Annotated in this window: 24 protein-coding genes and 2 pseudogenes; 7 read left to right on the forward strand and 19 right to left on the reverse strand. The window is 26.3% G+C overall.

Annotated features, from left to right (window positions below; genetic code table 11):
• Nucleotides 1-209: 209 nt before the first annotated feature.
• From BHE82_RS00830 to BHE82_RS00850, 5 genes are all read right to left on the reverse strand, one after another.
• Nucleotides 210-911 (reverse strand): hypothetical protein, encoded by a 702-nt coding sequence (locus BHE82_RS00830; RefSeq protein ID WP_071345415.1) that lies wholly within the window; start codon nucleotides 909-911, stop codon nucleotides 210-212.
• A 157-nt stretch (nucleotides 912-1,068) separates the two neighbouring features.
• Nucleotides 1,069-2,679 carry a chaperonin GroEL gene (gene groL, locus BHE82_RS00835; protein WP_071345416.1) on the reverse strand — a complete coding sequence of 537 codons (1,611 nt, stop codon included), beginning with the start codon at nucleotides 2,677-2,679 and terminating at the stop codon, nucleotides 1,069-1,071.
• Between the two features lie 174 nt (nucleotides 2,680-2,853).
• On the reverse strand, nucleotides 2,854-3,123 hold the full coding sequence (locus BHE82_RS00840; RefSeq protein WP_011160495.1) for a GroES family chaperonin: 270 nt from the start codon (nucleotides 3,121-3,123) through the stop codon (nucleotides 2,854-2,856).
• 266 nt (nucleotides 3,124-3,389) lie between these two features.
• Complete coding sequence (locus tag BHE82_RS00845) at nucleotides 3,390-4,106, reverse strand: hypothetical protein (RefSeq protein WP_071345417.1); 717 nt, start codon at nucleotides 4,104-4,106, stop codon at nucleotides 3,390-3,392.
• A gap of 200 nt (nucleotides 4,107-4,306) precedes the next feature.
• Entirely contained in the window at nucleotides 4,307-4,624 is a 318-nt protein-coding gene (locus BHE82_RS00850) for a hypothetical protein (protein WP_071345418.1), read from the reverse strand.
• 138 nt (nucleotides 4,625-4,762) lie between these two features.
• Here BHE82_RS00850 and BHE82_RS00855 point away from each other — a divergent pair, with 138 nt between their 5' ends.
• Nucleotides 4,763-5,167 (forward strand): hypothetical protein, encoded by a 405-nt coding sequence (locus BHE82_RS00855; protein WP_143549420.1) that lies wholly within the window; start codon nucleotides 4,763-4,765, stop codon nucleotides 5,165-5,167.
• Here BHE82_RS00855 and BHE82_RS00860 read toward each other — a convergent pair.
• From BHE82_RS00860 to BHE82_RS00895, 7 genes and pseudogenes are all read right to left on the reverse strand, one after another.
• Entirely contained in the window at nucleotides 5,164-5,484 is a 321-nt protein-coding gene (locus tag BHE82_RS00860; RefSeq protein WP_071345420.1) for a hypothetical protein, read from the reverse strand. The genes BHE82_RS00855 and BHE82_RS00860 overlap by 4 nt on opposite strands.
• Nucleotides 5,485-5,535: 51 nt before the next feature.
• Nucleotides 5,536-6,042 (reverse strand): annotated as a pseudogene (locus BHE82_RS00865) (AAA family ATPase); the annotation flags it as partial.
• 89 nt (nucleotides 6,043-6,131) lie between these two features.
• Nucleotides 6,132-6,467, reverse strand: coding sequence for a hypothetical protein (locus BHE82_RS00870; RefSeq protein ID WP_180365483.1), 336 nt, complete (start codon nucleotides 6,465-6,467; stop codon nucleotides 6,132-6,134).
• A 262-nt stretch (nucleotides 6,468-6,729) separates the two neighbouring features.
• Nucleotides 6,730-7,062 (reverse strand): hypothetical protein, encoded by a 333-nt coding sequence (locus tag BHE82_RS00875; RefSeq protein ID WP_143549421.1) that lies wholly within the window; start codon nucleotides 7,060-7,062, stop codon nucleotides 6,730-6,732.
• A gap of 197 nt (nucleotides 7,063-7,259) precedes the next feature.
• Nucleotides 7,260-7,973 (reverse strand): hypothetical protein, encoded by a 714-nt coding sequence (locus BHE82_RS00880; RefSeq protein ID WP_071345424.1) that lies wholly within the window; start codon nucleotides 7,971-7,973, stop codon nucleotides 7,260-7,262.
• A gap of 158 nt (nucleotides 7,974-8,131) precedes the next feature.
• The gene (locus BHE82_RS00885) at nucleotides 8,132-8,542 is read right to left on the reverse strand and encodes a hypothetical protein (RefSeq protein ID WP_071345425.1); all 411 of its coding nucleotides are present in this window, start codon (nucleotides 8,540-8,542) and stop codon (nucleotides 8,132-8,134) included.
• A 673-nt stretch (nucleotides 8,543-9,215) separates the two neighbouring features.
• On the reverse strand, nucleotides 9,216-10,220 hold the full coding sequence (locus BHE82_RS00895) for a hypothetical protein (RefSeq protein WP_143549422.1): 1,005 nt from the start codon (nucleotides 10,218-10,220) through the stop codon (nucleotides 9,216-9,218).
• Nucleotides 10,221-10,822: 602 nt separating this feature from the next.
• Here BHE82_RS00895 and rpmB point away from each other — a divergent pair.
• From rpmB to BHE82_RS00930, 6 genes are all read left to right on the forward strand, one after another.
• Nucleotides 10,823-11,011, forward strand: coding sequence for a 50S ribosomal protein L28 (gene rpmB / locus BHE82_RS00905; RefSeq protein WP_011160481.1), 189 nt, complete (start codon nucleotides 10,823-10,825; stop codon nucleotides 11,009-11,011).
• A 224-nt stretch (nucleotides 11,012-11,235) separates the two neighbouring features.
• On the forward strand, nucleotides 11,236-11,517 hold the full coding sequence (gene rpmE / locus BHE82_RS00910) for a 50S ribosomal protein L31 (RefSeq protein ID WP_071345429.1): 282 nt from the start codon (nucleotides 11,236-11,238) through the stop codon (nucleotides 11,515-11,517).
• Between the two features lie 118 nt (nucleotides 11,518-11,635).
• Complete coding sequence (locus BHE82_RS00915; protein WP_071345430.1) at nucleotides 11,636-12,265, forward strand: thymidine kinase; 630 nt, start codon at nucleotides 11,636-11,638, stop codon at nucleotides 12,263-12,265.
• A 59-nt stretch (nucleotides 12,266-12,324) separates the two neighbouring features.
• Nucleotides 12,325-12,810: a nucleoside deaminase gene (locus tag BHE82_RS00920; RefSeq protein ID WP_071345431.1), complete on the forward strand. Its 486-nt coding sequence runs from the start codon at nucleotides 12,325-12,327 to the stop codon at nucleotides 12,808-12,810.
• 375 nt (nucleotides 12,811-13,185) lie between these two features.
• The gene (locus tag BHE82_RS00925) at nucleotides 13,186-14,409 is read left to right on the forward strand and encodes a CCA tRNA nucleotidyltransferase (RefSeq protein ID WP_071345432.1); all 1,224 of its coding nucleotides are present in this window, start codon (nucleotides 13,186-13,188) and stop codon (nucleotides 14,407-14,409) included.
• Nucleotides 14,410-14,580: 171 nt separating this feature from the next.
• Nucleotides 14,581-15,546, forward strand: coding sequence for an HD domain-containing protein (locus BHE82_RS00930; protein ID WP_143549423.1), 966 nt, complete (start codon nucleotides 14,581-14,583; stop codon nucleotides 15,544-15,546).
• Between the two features lie 154 nt (nucleotides 15,547-15,700).
• Here BHE82_RS00930 and BHE82_RS00935 read toward each other — a convergent pair whose 3' ends face one another.
• The 7 genes and pseudogenes from BHE82_RS00935 to BHE82_RS00950 form a co-directional block, all read right to left on the reverse strand.
• Complete coding sequence (locus tag BHE82_RS00935) at nucleotides 15,701-16,120, reverse strand: iron-sulfur cluster assembly scaffold protein (protein WP_257608374.1); 420 nt, start codon at nucleotides 16,118-16,120, stop codon at nucleotides 15,701-15,703.
• Nucleotides 16,121-16,167: 47 nt separating this feature from the next.
• The gene (locus BHE82_RS03385) at nucleotides 16,168-16,362 is read right to left on the reverse strand and encodes a hypothetical protein (RefSeq protein ID WP_257608375.1); all 195 of its coding nucleotides are present in this window, start codon (nucleotides 16,360-16,362) and stop codon (nucleotides 16,168-16,170) included.
• Between the two features lie 72 nt (nucleotides 16,363-16,434).
• On the reverse strand, nucleotides 16,435-16,629 hold the full coding sequence (locus BHE82_RS03390; RefSeq protein ID WP_257608376.1) for a hypothetical protein: 195 nt from the start codon (nucleotides 16,627-16,629) through the stop codon (nucleotides 16,435-16,437).
• A gap of 107 nt (nucleotides 16,630-16,736) precedes the next feature.
• Nucleotides 16,737-17,030, reverse strand: coding sequence for a hypothetical protein (locus BHE82_RS03395; RefSeq protein ID WP_257608377.1), 294 nt, complete (start codon nucleotides 17,028-17,030; stop codon nucleotides 16,737-16,739).
• 235 nt (nucleotides 17,031-17,265) lie between these two features.
• Nucleotides 17,266-17,430 (reverse strand): hypothetical protein, encoded by a 165-nt coding sequence (locus tag BHE82_RS03400; RefSeq protein WP_257608378.1) that lies wholly within the window; start codon nucleotides 17,428-17,430, stop codon nucleotides 17,266-17,268.
• A gap of 62 nt (nucleotides 17,431-17,492) precedes the next feature.
• Nucleotides 17,493-17,765, reverse strand: coding sequence for a hypothetical protein (locus tag BHE82_RS03405; protein ID WP_257608379.1), 273 nt, complete (start codon nucleotides 17,763-17,765; stop codon nucleotides 17,493-17,495).
• A gap of 491 nt (nucleotides 17,766-18,256) precedes the next feature.
• Nucleotides 18,257-18,874 (reverse strand): annotated as a pseudogene (locus BHE82_RS00950) (hypothetical protein); the annotation flags it as partial.

Consider the following 18,874-nt stretch of genomic DNA (forward strand, 5'->3'; position numbering starts at 1 on the left):
ATAAAACCATTATATATATTATATAATTTTTTAATAATTTTCCCAAATAAAACCTTATAATTGATTCTTTTTTATTATTAATAATAATTTTTGATTATAATTGTATTTATAAAGATTATTTTATTGCTAAAAACTATTATTAATAATAAAGATAAATAAAAAAAACTAGGTTAAAAAAACCTAGCTTTTTAAATAATGATTAAATAAGATTATTTATTGTTTTTGTTTTTTTTAACAAATAAAAACACACCACCAGCAACGGCAGCAACAACTACAACAGCTACTAATGTTAAGAACAACACTGTTTTGTACCAAGGTGTTTTAGCTACATTAAATTCAAAGACAACTTGTCCTGAAACAGTAGTTTTACCATCTACAGCTTTAACAGTAACTTTATTAGCATCGTCGTCTTTACCAACTGTGAAAGTTACGTCGTCTTTGTTTACAGTTGCAGGAACTTTAGCTCCAGCTTCTTTTAAAGCTTTTAAACCAGCTTCTGCATCTACTTTGCCATTTTTAACTGTAAGTGTAAGTTTTTTGTCTGTGCCTAAAGTTAATTTATCTAATTCACATACGCCTACTAAATTTAATACTTTTGAACCTGATAAAGCTTTTCCAGCATCACCATCTGCAGGTGTAACTGTTACTTTATTATCAGCAACCACTACTTTTACAGAATCTTTTGTTACTTTTGCATTCAATGAAGTGTTTTGAACTTTCCATTGTTTAACAACTTTTTCTGCATCAGCAGCATCAGCAGCAGTAAGTTCAAGAGCGCCTTTACATTCTAAAGTGCTTAAATCTAGTTTATCATCAGCAAAAACTTGAACGCCAACAAACATTAAAGCAACAGCAGCAAATAAAACTAAAACTTTAGCAACTAAAGATTTTTGAGTTTTTTGATTTTGCATTGTTTGTTCTCCTTTCTTGCGTTATATAATTATATGGTTTGAGTTGTTTTCTAACAAAGAGTTAAAAGACAATCAAAACCTACTATTATTTTAACATGAAAAAAGGAAAAATGGGAGATAATAATTAAAAAAATAAAGCTTTATTAGTTATAAAAAATTATTCTTGTGTTCCTAAATCAAAGTTATTATCTTTATTTTCTTTCAAACTTACCACAGCAGCCTCAGTTGTAATCATCAAAGCAGAGATAGAAGCAGCATTAAGAACAGCTTGACGAGTTACTTTAGTAGGGTCAATTATACCTTCTTTTAAGAGACAAACATACTTACCTTCTTTAGCATTAAACCCAAAATTTAAGGGTTGTAAAAGTTGTTGTTTTACCACATCTTTACCTGAAAATCCTGCATTATAAGCAATTTGATAAGTAGGTACTAAAAGACTTTGTAATACTACATCAATTCCTTGTTGTACTTCTTTATTATCAGATACCAAAGTATCTTTTAATTCTTGATAAACCTCAACTAAAGCTTTTCCACCACCAACTACAATTCCTTCAGTAATAGCAGCTTTAGTAGCATTAAGAGCATCTTCAATACGTAATTTTTTATCTTTTAATTCAGTATCAGTTGCAGCCCCAACTTTAATTAAGGCAACTCCTCCTGATAATTTAGCTAATCTTTCTTGCAAATTTTTAGTTTCATAATCAGAAGTAGCATTTTTAATTTGAGTTTTTAATACTTGAATACGTTTTTCTAATTCAGGACTTTTAGAATTACTTATCAAAGTAGTATTATCTTTTTTAATAATAGCTTTATTGATATTTCCTAAATCATCCATTTTTAAATCTGCTAATTTCATATTGAGTTCTTTAGAAACAAAATTAGCTTTTGTAAGTACTGCAATATCTTGTAACATTTCTTTTTGATTATCACCAAAACCAGGAGCATTAGTTACAACTACATTAAAAGTTCCTCTTAATTTATTAGCTACCAAAACCCCTAAAACTTCATTTTCCACAGCTTCAGCTACAATTAATAAAGGTCTAGATGCTTTTACTACTTCTTCCAAAATAGGTACAATTTCTTGCACAGTACTAATTTTATGATCAGTTACTAAAACTAACGCATTTTCTAACTGTACTGTCATACTTTCTCTATCAGAGACAAAATAAGGAGAAGCATATCCTTTATCGTACTGCAATCCTTCAACAACTTCTAATTCTGTTTCAAAACCTTTGGATTCATCAACATTAATAACTCCATCTTTTCCTACTTTTTGCATCGCTTGGGCAATGATTTTACCAATTTCTTGACTACCTGATGAAACAGCAGCCACATTTTGAATATCTTCTTGGGCGTCTACTTTTTTAGATTTAACTAAAAGTTTTTTGGCAACTGTTAATGCAGCTAACTCAATTCCTTCTTTTACTAAAACAGGATTAGCTCCTGCATCAATTGCATCAAACCCACGATGAATCATACTTTGTGCCAAAACAGTTGCTGTAGTTGTTCCATCTCCTGCTTTATCGTTAGTTTTGGAAGCTACTTCATATACTAACTTTGCTCCCATATTTTGATAAGGATTTTTTAATTCAATTTCTTTAGCAATAGAAACACCATCATTTACAATAGCAGGTGAATCATAGGCTTTTTCTAAAATAACATTACGTCCTTTAGGTCCTAAAGTCACTTTAACAGTATTTGCAATTTCATCTACTCCTTGTAATAAAGCTTTTCTTGCTTCTTTGCCATAAAGTATTTTTTTACTCATTTTATTACTCCTTAAATATTTTGATTATTGATTATTATATCTTATTATATCTTTATTTATTGATATTTAATTAATATTTATAATTTTATGATTTATAATTTTAAAAAAGTTTAAAATATTGTCTTTTTATTTATTAATACTTAGTTTATAATTATTTATCTTATCTATATTATCTTATTTAATTTGTGCCAAAATATCTTTTACAGCAACAATTAAATAATCTTTTTCTCCTAAAGTAACTTTGCTACCAGAATAGCTTTTATAAACTACTTCATCATCTTTTTTTAAACCTTCAACTTTGGAACCTACTCCAACAACAACCCCAACAGAGGATTTTTCTTTTTCTGATAAAGCCAAAATAATTCCGCTAGCTGTTTTAGTTTCTTCCATTTTCAATTTTAAAACAACATTGTCATGTAAAGGGATAATTGTTTTTTGTTTCATGATTAAACTCCTTTTAATTTAATAATTTATTATAGCAAATAAAATATTTTTGTAATGATTTAATTTTGGCACTAAATAATTTAAGTGCCAAAGCACTTTTATTATATCATAAGATTTAATAATTGGCAAGTATTAAAAAAAATAATTTGGTTTGGAGGATTAAAAAATTTATTTTATATTTTTGGTAAATATTATTAAATTTGTCTTATTGGGAATTGCAAAAAAGTTTTTCATTTATGTTATTGTTTATTCATTTATGTTATTGTTTATTCATAAAAATAAGTTTGATAAATAATCTTTAATCTTGGATTAAGATAAATAACACAACCAAATAATAATAAATTACAAGTAATAACTGTTTCTAAATTAAGAACAAAAATAGTGATAAAGGAAGTTATTTCATTAGCAAAAAAGATATTATAATATGGATTATCTTTTAGAATATATTTAATACTTGGCAAATAACATAAATAACCATTTATAGCATAAAGACAAGCATGAATTAACATAATTATAATTAAAATACTTAATAAACGTATAATATTTTTTTTATTAATATTAAAATGACTTAAATCTTTACAATATAATAATCCTGTAAAAGAAAAAGATAAAAGAGGTATTAAAGTTTTTAAAAGATAATTAAGTATAAAAAAAGCTACTTTATTAATATTTATTTTTTCAATCAAAAAAATATCATAATCAGCTAAAATCCAAAAATGTCCCAAAGTAGTTACAAATTCACAAAACAGATAAATAAGAAGCATTAAATAAGCTTTCTTAAATCCAAAGAAAAACCCTAAATAAAATAAAGGTACTAAAGCCAGATTAAAATAAGCTTTATAAGTTAAAGGAGACCTAAAATAATCATATAGCCCCATTTGTTTAGAAAGATGAAATAATATAAGAGCTAAAGCAAGTATATGAGCTGCTAGAATATATTTATGCAAAGTCTTTTTAGTCTTTTGAGTGATGGAAAAATACAAAATATTGCTCCTTTTAGTTTTCTAATATACTTGATAAATTATTTTTAAGGAATTATTATATCACTTTTATCACCTCAATTATAACATATATCAAAATACAATAACATAATGTTAATATAAATAATTTATTCAATTTATCCAACAAAGATAAATAATTTCAATTAGGATAAAATAAATAATGGATATAAAATATCCATTATTTATTTATAATTATTATTTAATTTTTGTGTTAATTCATCTAATCCGCCATACACTTCTTTAAAGACTTCATCTAAATCGTTTTGTTGTAATGTTTGTTTGGTTTCTAAAAACTTTCTTTTAGAAGCTTCTACAAAATAAGCAATTAATTTATCAAATTGAGCTTCTTCCATTAATTGATTAATTTTAGGATTTAAGGTTTGGTTGAAATAATGCATTGCTTGTGTTGAATAAAGAACTTGTGTATTTCTTTTATTATAAACCTTAGCTAATTCTTGTAATTCATTACAACGTTCTTCTGGTGTATTAAGGATTTTCATACCATAAACTTGATAAAAAACTGCTCTTAAATCAACTACTCTAACTTCTTTTTCTAAGTCCTTTTGTAATTGTTTAACTTTTGCTTTAAAAGGTTTTTTTCTTGGTCCAATTGTGCCATTTTTTGTACTAATTTTGTTATGTCTTCTTCTAATTTTAATGGGTCTTCTTTTTGTAATAGTTCTTCTTTTTGTTTATCTTTTATTTGTTGTTTTAGTTTTTCAGCCTCTGGATTTGGTTGTGGAGATTTTTGTTCACTGTTTGGAGGAGTTGGCGTTACATCTTGTGGCGGAGTTGAAGAAGTATTTGATTCAGATGTTTGTAGAGTTGATGAGGTAGGAGGTTGTAAGGGTTTTGGTTGGGATTATTTCTCGTTTAATTTGCTTAATTCTTCTTGCAAAAACTCTATTTCAAAATTCAATTTAGCTATTTTTTCTTCTAATATAATTTGTTGGGCTTTCTTTTCGGCTGTTTCTTTTTTCTATTTTTGTCTCTTGTTGTTTGATTTGTGCCATTTGGCTTTCATTTTCAACTATTTATTCTAATTTAATTTTTCTATTATGCAATTTGTTTTTAATTCTTGAATGTCTTTTTGGAGTTGGTCTTTTTCTTCTTGTGATAAAGATAAAGTATTTGCTTCTAATTGTAATTTTTTAGTTTTATCATCAATTTCTTTTTGTTTTGCACGACTTTCAGCACTTAAACGATTATTCATATTAATAACAGATGATTCAATCATATTTTCTAAACGTCTATTAGAACGCGATTCTGCATCAAACTTATCAAGAAAAGGATTAATAGTTTTTAAAAGATATTCTAATGCTTCTTCGTGAAAAGGATTTTTTCTTAAAACATTAATCATTAAATCTAAGTATTTAGCTATGGCTGTTGCATCACCAACTTTAATTTCAATATGATAAGTAAAACGTGATTTAATAGCTTCATCTATTTTATCAAAATAGTTAGTTGCTCCAATAATTAAAATAGGTTTTTTAGGATCATTTTTTGTTGAGGTTAATTCAGTTTTAAATTAGTTTACAACGTTAGGTAGATCTGAAGATGAATTTGCAGTTTTATTTAGATCTTTAAAAGCTTCTTCACATTCATCAATAAAGATAATAGAAGCTTTTACTCCTTCTTTTTTATTATGTAATCTTACATCTTCAAATAACTTTTTAACAAACCTAGGACCATCTCCTACAAGAGTTTGAGAAACAAATTCAGTAGCATTAGTTTCATAAAAACCAACTTGTCTACCAGCTTCTTTAGCAAGTGCTCTAGTAAAGAATGTTTTACCTGTTCCGGGAAACCCACAAAATAAGACTCCTTGAGGTGATTTAACTTTACAAACACCTACATAAGATAAAGGATCACTTAAATAATTAAGAAAACCTTGTAATTGGTCTATAACACTTTCCATCCCAATAGTTTTTTTAAACTAGGTAATCCTTTAAATTCATCTAAAGGCATAGGAAAATATCTAGTACCTTCAGGAAATTTATCTATGTGTTATAAATGTTTTTTAGATGGATCATTTTTATTAGCTAATGCATTTATACGGTCATTTAGAGTATGTAGATTATTTCCATGAATTATATCTTGCATCATTTGTTTTAATTCTTGAATAGTCATAAGATTTTCATCAGTTTGAGTATTATTATTTTCATCAGTTTGAGTATTATTTGTTTGGTTTTCTTTTAATTCTTTAACTTCTGTTGATAAACTTTCAACATCTGTTTTTGTTGTAGTAATTATTTCATTTGTTTTTTGAAAGTTTTTATCCATTGTATCATTTTTCATATAAGAAAAAACAATAGAACCACCTAATGCTGTAATACATATCAAAATAATAATTACAAAGAAAAACGTATTACTTTTAGATTCATTATTAGAAACTAGATTTAATGTTTCATCATATTCAAATTCATTTTCTTTTACTACTTTAAGTTTATTTTTATCATCTTTTGTTTTTTTAATTTGAATGTTAGTTGCTTTTTCATTAACTTCAACTTCTTTTAATGCTTTATCCTTTTTAGGTTCATTTTTTATATGCCATGTTATAATTAACCTTTATTTTCATTATTATATTATATATTAATTATTAATGTTATTGATTTGGTTGTTGATTATTTTGAGTTTCTTGTTGAATTACAATTTGCATATTTGCATTAGGAACTTGATAGATTGTAGGAGTATAATTTATTTGATAAGGTGAAGAATTTTGATTATAGTTATAATTATATTGACCTTTATTTTCTTGTTGCCATGCTCTATTAAATGCTGGGTCTCTAAGTTGATTATTTAAATTATGATACATATTTTGTCCTGTTTGATGTATTTCATTTGTTTGGTTAGGTTGAGGATGATGCTCCCATGCTTCGTGAGCTCTTTGCATATAATCTAATCCTTTTAAATGAGTATCAGGTAATATATCTATCATAAAAGAACTATGATTAATAGAATATGTTTGTTCTTCTAAAAAATTATATATTGGTTTTTCAAAAAATAAAAAGATTGTTTTTCTTTGTTGTGATGATTCATTATCATTTTGTTTTTTTAATTCTTGTTGAATTTCTCCTAAACAATCTTGAGGCGAAAGTCAAGCTCCAAATCCTGTTTTAAGTTGCTCGCATGCTTTTAATTTATCTTTTTCATCTTGACAAGAATTAGATTGACATGTAGTACAATTCTTACATGTTTGTTCTTGTTTTTTTCATCTAGACAAAAAGGAGCAACAAAAGGACGAAATCTTAAAATAACACTCATATTATTATTAACTTGATTATCATTATTAACTAAATCATAATAAGCATAATCAACTTCTTTTAATTCATTTTCCTTTTGTTTTGTTTTAAATGATAAAGTTAAATTAGAATCTATTGGAGGCAGTGTTGCTTTATATGTAATCTTTTCTAAATACTTTTCTAACTCTTTTAGACTATCATAATAAAGACTTCCAGAATACCATTTTATTTTTTTATTAGAAAGATTAAAAGTAAAATAAGGTGTATTAATACCAGTAGTAAATTTTTTAAAAATGTTATTAATTTTATCTTTAATTTGTTTTTTTGGTATTCTAATATATTCTTGTAATGTTTGTTGCATTAATTCAAGTATTTTTTGTCCTAATATTAGTTTTATTTCTTCTTTAATGGATTCTTTTAATTCATTTAATTTTGTTCTTATTTCTTTTATCTTGTCTTTTTTATTAGTGCCTGTTAAAGGTGGTAATTCAGTAGTTGTTTTTTTCTTTAATGCAGCTAAATTATCTCTTGTTTTAGGAGTTTTATTAGGTTCTGATAATGTAATGTTATTTAATGCGTTTTCAAATTCTTGTAGTTTTTTCTCCAAATAATCTAATATATTTTTTTCTTGTTGTGTTAAATTTAGATATTTAGGATTAGTTGTTTTGAATTCTTCTAATCTTTGGTTTTGTTCTGGTAAAAAAGAATTTGCTTGAATGTTGGGAGCAGATAAATTAGATACTAAAGAATTTCTTAATAATTCTATTATTTTCTTTCTTTCATGAAATATGTTTTTGAGCCTTTTGCACCTGTAAATTCTTCTATTAGATCTTTTATGTATTGTGCTTTTTCTTGTGGGGTCTTTGCTTCCATCATTTGTCTTTTTTCCTCTGTGTCATATACTGGCAAAGAAAGCAACAAATCTTTTATAGCTTTTTGTTTAGGTTTAACAATGTTATTTATAAAATAATTAGATTCATTAAATTGTGCTTCTATTTTGTTTTGGTCTTCTGGTGATAAACAAGATATAATATCATTTTTTATTTCATACAAATCATCTATTGACACATGTAATTTATCGTCATTTGATACTGTGGAGGATTGTTCTTGGTTTGATTCTTCTATTTCTAAAGCATCTAATCTTTTTTTTATTTCTAATATATTTGCATTAGGCATCTTTAAAAAAAGAATCTTTCAATAAAAAAGGTTTGATATCTAAATTAGGATATGTTTTTTTATCTTTTTTATAATCTAGTTCTTGAGTTAGATAATAAGGTTGAGATGCAATAATATTATCAGAATTAACTAAATCAAAATGAATATCTAATTTAAAAGGATTTGATGGATGAATAGTTAATTTATTAAATGAATTAATTTCTTTAATGGAATCTTTGTCATCAGCATTAACTGAATAAAAATCAAAACTAGCAACAATAATATATTGTTCTTTATCATTAGTTTTTTCTAAGGGAAGTAAATTTTTATTTTGAATATTTGATAAAGGTAATATAGTATTGTAAATATCTCCAGCTTTATATTTTATTTCGTTGTTGTTTAAACTGTTTCTATCTTTTCTAATAACACTGTTTTTTTAATAAATTAGGTGTATTTTTTTTGTATTTGTGATAGCGGTGGGGAATCACTGAGAAAAACTATTTTTCGCTTGTTGGTTTTGAGTTTGATTTTTGTAATCCTTTTTGGGGTTTGAGGGTTTATCGTTGTTCTTCTTTTGCTTTTGTTGTTGTGTCCCTTTATTTGGGTTTGGGTTGTTCGGTCTTCCTCGCTTTCCTTTACCATGTGAAACATTCGCATTATTACTTGTACCTCTATTGACATCTAAAACTTGATTTTATTCTCCTTGTTTATTTGTCGTTAAATTTTCTTTAATGCCTTCATTACTTTGTATATTTCCTTCTTTATGGGATGAAACTGTTTTAATTCCTGCATCTTTTTGCTTTTCATGTTTTTTACTTTCAGCTACAAAACTACTCAAATTATAACAAGCAATATATAATGTAAAATCATGCCCATTTACGTGTTTTATTGGTACAACCCAAGAATTAGGATTTGGTCCTTTACAATTATTAGGTTCTAATTTGTGTTTATCTTTAATCCATTTTTCAATAGTTTTTATTTGTCCTGCAAAATTAGAGTTTTTATTAAACAAAAAAATAGCACCTTCTTTATTTTGACCATTGGTATAATTCATTAATTGATCACAGGCATGATCAATGTTTTCCATCTCTTTATTAAGAACTTTATCAAACATTTTACATTCAGCAATATAGACAAAATCATCAAAATCAACTTTAATATCAAATTTACCTCCACAATTCATCGCTTCTTTATTGATTTTTATTTGCGCAGGATAAATTAATTGCAAATACATAATAATAAGTTCTACAATAAAATTTTCTTTTTCCTTAACTGAATGTTCTTTAACAATTTTTTTATTTTCTAACGAACTACAAAATAAATGAATATCTTTATTAATACGATTAAAACGTTCTTTTGCATCGATTGTTAAAATATTAGATTTATTTTCTTCAGTTAAAAAATTTAGATCCACCAAAGGCTTTAACTCTCCTTTTATTGCTTCTAATTGTTCTTTGGATAAAACTATTTTGCCATCCTTAATTTCTTTAATTTGGCTTTCTGTTAAAGTAGTCAATTGAAATTGTTCCTTTACTTGTTCAGCAACTCTTTGAGCTAATTGATTTGTCTTATTATCTCTTTGCTCTTGTGTTTTAGGTGATTTTATGTCTTTGGATAAATTAGGTTCTTTAACATCTTTAAAACTCAAATATCCTAACTTACTTACAACAATTACAAAAACTAACAACGGAAATAACATTGCAATTAAGGAACACACAAAGACAATCAATAAATTTTTTTCGCAAACATAAATATCTCCTTAATAAAAATATGAATGATACAAATGTTAATAATGCAAATGAAATAGGAAAAAATAATTAGGAATGAAAATAATAAATAAAATAAATGACAACAAATATAATAAAACTTAAGCAAAAACAAAATATACTAAAAAAATAAAATATTCATTCTTTACTAGGGGCAAATTATTGGAATGTTTCATCTAAATATATATTATATTTTAATTGTAGCAAAAAATATAGCAAAAATCCAAAAAAAACAAAGTGTTTATGTACAAACCAAATAAAGGCTTTAACTATTTTACTAAATTATCAAATAAATATACAAATATAATGGAGATGATGGACAAAAAAGATAATAATCGTGCGCAAAATAAAATAAAAACAATCAAATCAAATAATGTTGCAATTAAAATAAATCCCTATCCTAAATATAAAATTATCCCAAACCAAACAACTAACAATAAATTTATTTTTAACAAAAAAACAAAAAACATCACCCAAATAAACCCTTATTATGATATAATAACTTATATATTGTAATTAACAAAGGAGAAAAACAATGAGTAAATGTTATATCACTGGAAAAACCACCCTTTTTGGTAATCGTCGTAGCCACGCTATGAACGCAACTAAAAGAATTTGGAAAGCCAACTTACAAAACGTAAAAATTGTTGACGAAAACGGCAAGGTTCAAAAAGTAAAAATCTCTGCTAGGGCACTCAAAAAGCTCAAATTACAAAGAGCCTAAAAACTCTTTGCCTTCCCTTTCTTTCTTATTTTTTATATTTATATTTTATGATTTTTTCATAAAGATAAAGAAAGAAATAAGAAATCAAAAGTTCAAAAATCCCATCAAAAAGTTCAAATAATAAAAATCAAAAATTAAAAAATAATAAATAATAAAACACAAACACATCGCATAACAAAATAAAAATAAATAAAATCAAAAAAATAATAAGGAGCCCTAAACACATGAAAGCAAATATTCACCCTCAATTTGAAACAGTGGAAGTTTCTTGTGCAACTTGTGGCAAACAACACCCAATTGGCACAACAGTTACTAGCATCAAAATAGAAACTTGTTCTAATTGCCACCCTTTTTATACTGGCGCCCAAACTTTTGTAGTTAAAGCAGGACCAATTGACAAATTTAACAAACGTTATGGTATTACGCAAGACCAAAAAGTTAAAACAGTTCTTTCAAATGCTGATAACCAAAAAGAAACCACCGAAGAATTGATTAAAAATAAATAATAAATACTTAAAAAATAAAATAGCAAATCACCCTCCAAGTTCTTTTGGACCAACTATCACACCACAAAAACCAAAAAAATTAATTCAAATTATCTTATTTATAAAGGAGTTCAAAAGAATGACCCAAAAAGAACAAGGGCAAGGGTTTATTGAAGTTGTTTGTGGACCAATGTTTGCAGGCAAAACAGAAGCATTAATTCAACGCAGTAATCAAGCATTACAACTCAACAAAAAAATTTTATCCTTTAAACCGCGAATAGATGACCGTTATTCTGTTAAAGAAGAAATAGTTTCTCACAATCAAAACACTATTCCTGCTATTTTAATTGACAAAAGCAAAGACATTCTCCCGTTTATTACTCCTGAAATTAATGTTGTCATAATAGATGAAGCCCAATTTTTAGATAACGACATTGTCGCTATTGTAGATTATTTAGCTAACTGCAATATTGAAGTTATTATATCAGGTTTAGAACTTGATTTTTGCGGAAAACCATTCGGACCAATGCCTTATTTATTAGCAATTGCAGACACCGTTACTAAATTAACTTCGATTTGTGCTATCAGTGGCAAAAAAGCCAACCGCACTCAAAGATTAATTGACGGCAAACCTGCTAAAAGCAATGAACCTGTTGTTTTGGTAGGCGGAAAAGAATACCACGAACCTCGTTGTCGCAAACACCATTGTTTAGCAGATATTGACAAAACAAAAATTAACTGGCAAAACTTCACTAACCAATCTAAATAACTCCACTAAAAATAATTCATCTCAATAATTCGTTTGGAATGTGGATTAATACTTAAAATATGAAAAATAACAACCAACAACATATTTTTTTTATGAAAGAAGCTTTAAAAGAAGCCCAAAAAGCCTACCTCAAAGAAGAAGTCCCCATCGGAGCTGTCGCTGTTTTAAACCAAAAAATAATTGCACGAGCTTACAATAACAGAAACACTAAAAAACTTTTTTTTGGACACGCTGAATTTTTAGCCCTCATGAAAGCAGGCAAAAAGATAAACAGCCGTTTTTTAAATGATGTATCTCTTTATGTCACTTTAGAACCTTGCTTAATGTGTACAGGAGCCATCATACAAGCAGGCATCAAAAACCTTTATTATGGCACAAGCATGGAAAAATCATATTCTTTTAATGATATGTCATCTATCCAAAATATGCCTTTTATGGATAAATTAAATATCAAATCAGGACTTTTAGCTCAAGAAAGCATGCAACTTTTACAAAAATTTTTTCAAGAAATAAGAATCAAAAAAAATAATTTACTATCCCGATAAAACAACAAAAAAACAAAAAAATAATTTTAGCAACCCAATAAAAACTCTTATCACAACCAAATTAGACCATCACAACCGATGGTCTTTTATTTTCAAAAAAACTAATTTGCCAATAATAAAATGTTGTTATTTTAAATATTGACACATTCTAAATAATACACCCTACATTAAAATTACAAATAAATACTAATAAAAAATACTATATTGAACCACATTTACCAAAAAATAAATAATAAAACAAACTAAAAACAACCTTTAATATTTATATCTATTATCTATTTTACTTTTATCTTAACTATATTTATCATCAAAGGCAACCAACCAATCAAACACAACAAAATAAAAAAATTAGAAATATTGCTAAAAGCCCAAAATATGAAACATTCCAATCAACTAAAAACAGCTCAAAAAATAATTACTATCTTAAAAACAAACGGATTCGAAGCCTTTATTGTGGGTGGCACTGTCAGAGATTATTTACTCCAAATAAATGCTAACGAAGACATCGACATCACTACTAACGCCGCTCCCCAACAAATAAAACTCCTTTTATGCCCAGAAAAAACAACCCAAATAAAAATTAATTATGGTAGCTTTAAAATAACTTTTGAAAATTATCTTTTCGAAATTACTACTTACAGAAAAGAAGGCACTTACAAAGACTATCGCCACCCTAGTGAAATTTTTTTCACCAAAAACGTCCATCAAGACCTTTTAAGACGTGATTTTACTATTAACGCTCTTTTAATGGATGAAACTGGTAAAATATTTGATTTCACACCTGAAAAACAAGGGAAAAAAGATTTAAAGCAAGGTTTGATCCGCACCATCAAAGACCCTTTTATTAGATTCCAAGAAGACCCTTTAAGAATTTTAAGAGCTTTTTATTTTCAATCTAAACTAGGATTTTGCATAGAAAAAACTACCCAAAAAGCTATCATCAACAAAAACCATTTATTAGCTAAAATTTCTTCTCAAAGAATATATGAACACATCGAAAAAATCATCACTCACAAAAACTGGCAACAAACTTTTAAAAATATGATAGAAACTAAAACCCATCTATTTTTACCCCAACTAAACCAAAGCATTCTTTGTTTAGCTTATCTACATGAAACTCAACTTAAATACATTCAAGCACACAACAAATTAAAAAGAAGAATTTTTTGGTCAATGTCGCTTTTACTCAACAACCAAATCCTTGCATCTTTTCCTTTTACCAAACAAAAGAAAAAAAGCTACCAAAACATTGCCTCTTTAAGTTTATATCTTTGGGAAAATATTACTTTTAATTTATTTAAACATGGATTAAAAAAATGTCTCCTAGCTAATCAAATTAATTATCTTTTGCAAAAAGAACCTTATGCAGCAGCCAAAATACAATATATTTATCAATATTTACCAATAAAAACAATTACTGAACTTAATTTTAGTTGGCAAGAAGTCTTAAAACGATTACCCCACAAACCCAAAGGAACATGGATTAAACATACACAAAAACAACTAATTACCAAAGTACTTAATAGAGAAATACCCAACATTAAAGAACAATTGATTAATTTTGCACTTAGCCAAAATCAAATCCTAGATAAACAATAAATAAAATAATGAATAAAAATAAAATGAACTAAATTATGTAATAACAAAATTATAAACATCAATTTATTTTTGTTTATAAATGTAATAATGCAAACTTACTATTTCTATTTACAAACACTTCCATCAACATATTTTTATCAATCCCAATCTAGACCAATAGGAAACAAACGTATGAAAAAAAACCAAACCAACATCTTACCCAAATATCAAAAAGGACAAATCAACTTTTTTACAGGCAAAGTAACAAGCATCAATCAAGGACTGCATTTTTATAATATCACCTTGCAATTACAAGACAAAAACGACATCAACATCAAATTAGAACCTCAAACCAAATCACCTATCCAAGGACAAATATATCATTTTAAAACTATTTGTCTTCTCAAAAATGAAGAACTTATTTTGATGAATCAAACATACAATTTAGCTTATAATGTATTAGATATGCAAACTTTGTATGAAACTTATTTAGCCTTTTATGAATGTGCTCCTATTTCTTTTGCAATAGTAAAAGACGAATTAGAAAACTATTTACATAAAATAAAAAACAAAGTCTTAAAACAAATTACTTACAATTTATATTGCAAAAACAAAAATAAATTTTTAATTTCCAAAGCAGCGTTAAAAATTCATCATAATTATTATGGCGGACTTGGTTATCATACTTTAACTATGTTAAAAATGGCAGAATCTCTTTTAAAAATTTATCCTTTTCTCAATAGTGATTTACTATTTGCAGGTACTATTTTACATGACATGGAAAAAATTAAAGAACTAGATTTAGAACAAAAAAACTATACTCCCAAAGGTTTGCTATTAGGTCATTTAGTCATGGTTGCTTGTGAAGTAGAAAAAGAAGCACAATTATTGGGTTTTCAAGATAAAGAAGAAGTATTGTTATTAAAACATATGTTAATTTCTCATCATGGACTTTTAGAACATGGAGCTGCCAAAAGACCACAAATAGGAGAAGCTCTTTTACTTTGGTATTTAGATAATATTGATTGCAAATTAACGTCTTTACAAGAATTTTTACAAAAAACCACCACCCAAACATTTACAAAACCCATCCCTGTTTTAGAAAAAAAAGGGTTTTATAAATCATTAGATTTAGATCAAAATAATGATGATGAATAATTTTGTTTTCTTAATTGCAAAAAATAGTGAGTTTGAAAATGCATTTCATAATAAAAAAAGACCGTTTTTAACGGTCTTTTTTGTTGTAATAATCATTATTTATTATCTATTTTATTTTTGTTATAATATGAAATATTAAAAGTTTTGTAATAAATTATCCAAGTAAGAATTCTTGCAAAGTTTGCCAAGGCAACAAAACACAATTAATTTTACCTGGCAATTGATAAACTATATCAAATGATTTTAGATCAGAATTAAGCAAAGTGCTATCATAAGTTTGATTTTGTACCATAGCCATAAAATGATTAATTTTGTTTAAGGTTTGTGTTTTGGTTAAATGTTGCAAATAAACTGACATAACACTGGCAGAAGCAACACAAATAGAACAAATATTAGCTTCATATTTAATATCTATAATTTTATTGTTATCACACTTTAATTGAATAATAACTTTATCACCACAATAAGAAGTTTGCTTTTCAAACGGAATATAGCCTGGAAGCCGAACATCGGTTTGATTTTGTGGGTTGTGATAATGTTTCATAATTATTTCGTGTTTTTTAGCATCAAACATTTTATTTCTTTCTGGCACTTATAATAAAAAATATGTGAATAATTTGATTATAACCATTTTTGTTGAATTTGTTCTCTTAACTCATTCTGGTCTTTTACCATAATATAATCCTGAGTTGTGCCACCATGTAAAAATTGTACTTTTCTATAATGAGTGTCATTTAAAACTTGTTTAAGGATTGTAACTTTGGGAGTTGTCTCGGTTCCTGTTTTAGCAGCTAAAATAACAGCATAAAAAAACATCTTCTTGAGGTTCAATATTTTCTTCTTTGCCTAAACCAATAGAAACGACTCTTACAAAATTACTATCTCTCATCATACCAGGCAATTAATTGCAAGATCATATTTTTGAGTATCTTGAAATTTTTGAAGAATTTCTAAAAGATGCGAAGTTTTAATAAATTCAAAATCATAAATGTTTTTGACATCCTTTAAGGATAGATTAAAACCTTTTTCTTTGATGGTCTGTTCGCTTACTTCAACGAGTCCTAATTTTTTGAGCAAAATCACAAGGAGCTATGTGCAATTCATTAAAAAGGGCGTACAAAACACGTAAATGTTTGTGTTTTTTTAACATCTTCCAAAGTTTTGAGTCCTAAAGTATTTGCTTTGTGGACTTATAATCCATATTTAGGATGAAATAAGGGGCTTACCATTGTTAAAGGCAAAGTTCCTTCTTTGGTTTTATAAATTTGATTATATCCTTGCATAGTATGAAAATTATTACCAATATTAGCATCAATCAAACCTTGTTTTAAGGCGTCATTACCTGACAATTGATATTGGGCTTGAACTTCTTGTTCGCTTAAAATCTCTAATTTAGCGTTGTATTGTAAAAAATCATCTTTAATTTCAACAAGAGCATCAAGTACTCTTTGAAAAGGGTTTGCGATTTTAATTATTTGTTCCATTGTTAATTCTTTTTTTGTTTTTGCTTTATAATGTTGTTTTTAATTTGGGGATGGTATTGTTTGTAGAATTGAAAAAATGGCAATATTAATAAACTAAAATATTTTTACTATCTATTTTAAATTTTAATGTTGTAGCCATAATTCTTTGATATGTTTAGTAGTTTTTTCTCGATCTTTAACCATAACATAATCTTGTTAGGCGCCACCTTATTGTAGAGGATTATTTAAAATGGCTTTAAGAGTATTTTATCTGTTCGCTATCTTTATGATTTTTCAAACAAGAAAGTCCAATAGCATAAGAGGAAATAAAATTATCTGTTGGTTCTTCATTGCCTTTAATGGTAGCTCCAATGCGGACAAAATCAGGATAAGGATTCATAAAAGCAGGCCAGTTCGCCATAAGATCGTATTTTTGAGGATTTTGGGCAAATTTATCAGGAATTTGAGAAGCCTTAATAAATTCTAAATTGTAAGGATTTTGCAGGTCTTCAAAAGAAATGCCAAACTTTTTTCTTGTAATACTTTAGGGTCAATTTTAATTAAACCTAATTTATTTAACAAAACCAAAGAACGAGGAGTATCGCAAGGTCCAATATAAGAAAAAGCCACAGCTAAAAGAACTTTTAAATTAGAATGTTTTTTAACATATTCTAAATCTTTCAAAACAGGATTGCGATTTTTATTAATATAAAGGCCATATTTAGAATAATAAAAGGCTTGAACATATTCAAACATTTCTTTATTGTTAGTTTTTAAAATTTCGTTGTGATAATTAAGAACGTGAATATTAAAATATATTAGACCATCAGCTTTGCCAGAAGAAATTAAATCTGTTCCTTCTGTATAATAATTTACCTTAGTAACTTGAAGGTCAATACCGTCTTTTTTTGACTAAATCACGAGCTTTATTGAGGGTATTTACAACTGATTGCAAAGGGCTTGCAACTTTAATAATTTGAGGAGTTTGCATAAATTTAAAACCTTTCTCAAGGGATTTTTGTAGGCGATTACTGAGTTTTTTTCAAAATGTTGTTTCTTTTAAAAAAAATCTTTTTCTTATTACCTATATTATAACATTACTAATTTCAATAATTTAAAATTTTTTTAAGTTTTTTTAATTTATAAATAATTTTATTTATTTTTTTACAACAACAAAAGCCGTCCAATAATTAGGACAGCAAAATTAATTAAAAATATTTAATTTAAACTAATTTAATCAAATTAAATTAAGAAAAAAGTTGTAAACTTTGAATATAATTATTTTCAAGATATCTATACCAATATTGACATTCAACTTTATTTAATATTTTAATATCTTTTTTTTCATAATCTTTTTTAAGTTTTAATTTAAGTTTTTGTAACTTAAAATATTTTTTAAAATTCTTATTAAGAAAATAATTTTTTGGTTGAATACTAGATAAATTTAAACTAAAATAATTAGAATTTTGAAATTGTTTTGGATTCATATAAGATTTAAACAACAAAGTTAAATTATGTGGAATTTTAATATTTCTTCCATTAACTCTTTGTTTAATATTCCATTCAAATATATTAGAAAAATTAAAATTAACCATTGGAAATGAACTTAATTCTATTTCTTTAATTATATCATAAGGGAATAATGCTAAAAAACATTCTTGAGGACAAGAAAAACATGTACGAGAAAATCCAAACAAATGACGACTATAAAAATCAATTCCTTTATTAGAATTTGATTCAATTTGTTTATCATTTTTAGAAACATATTTACTAACATATGAAACAATTTTATTAACATAATCTTTTTTATCAAAAGTACCTTTATAAAAAACTTTACATTTACTAATTTCAATTTTTTCAAATAA

Source organism: Rice orange leaf phytoplasma, assembly GCF_001866375.1.
Classification (GTDB): Bacteria; Bacillota_I; Bacilli_A; order Acholeplasmatales; family Acholeplasmataceae; genus Phytoplasma; species Phytoplasma asteris.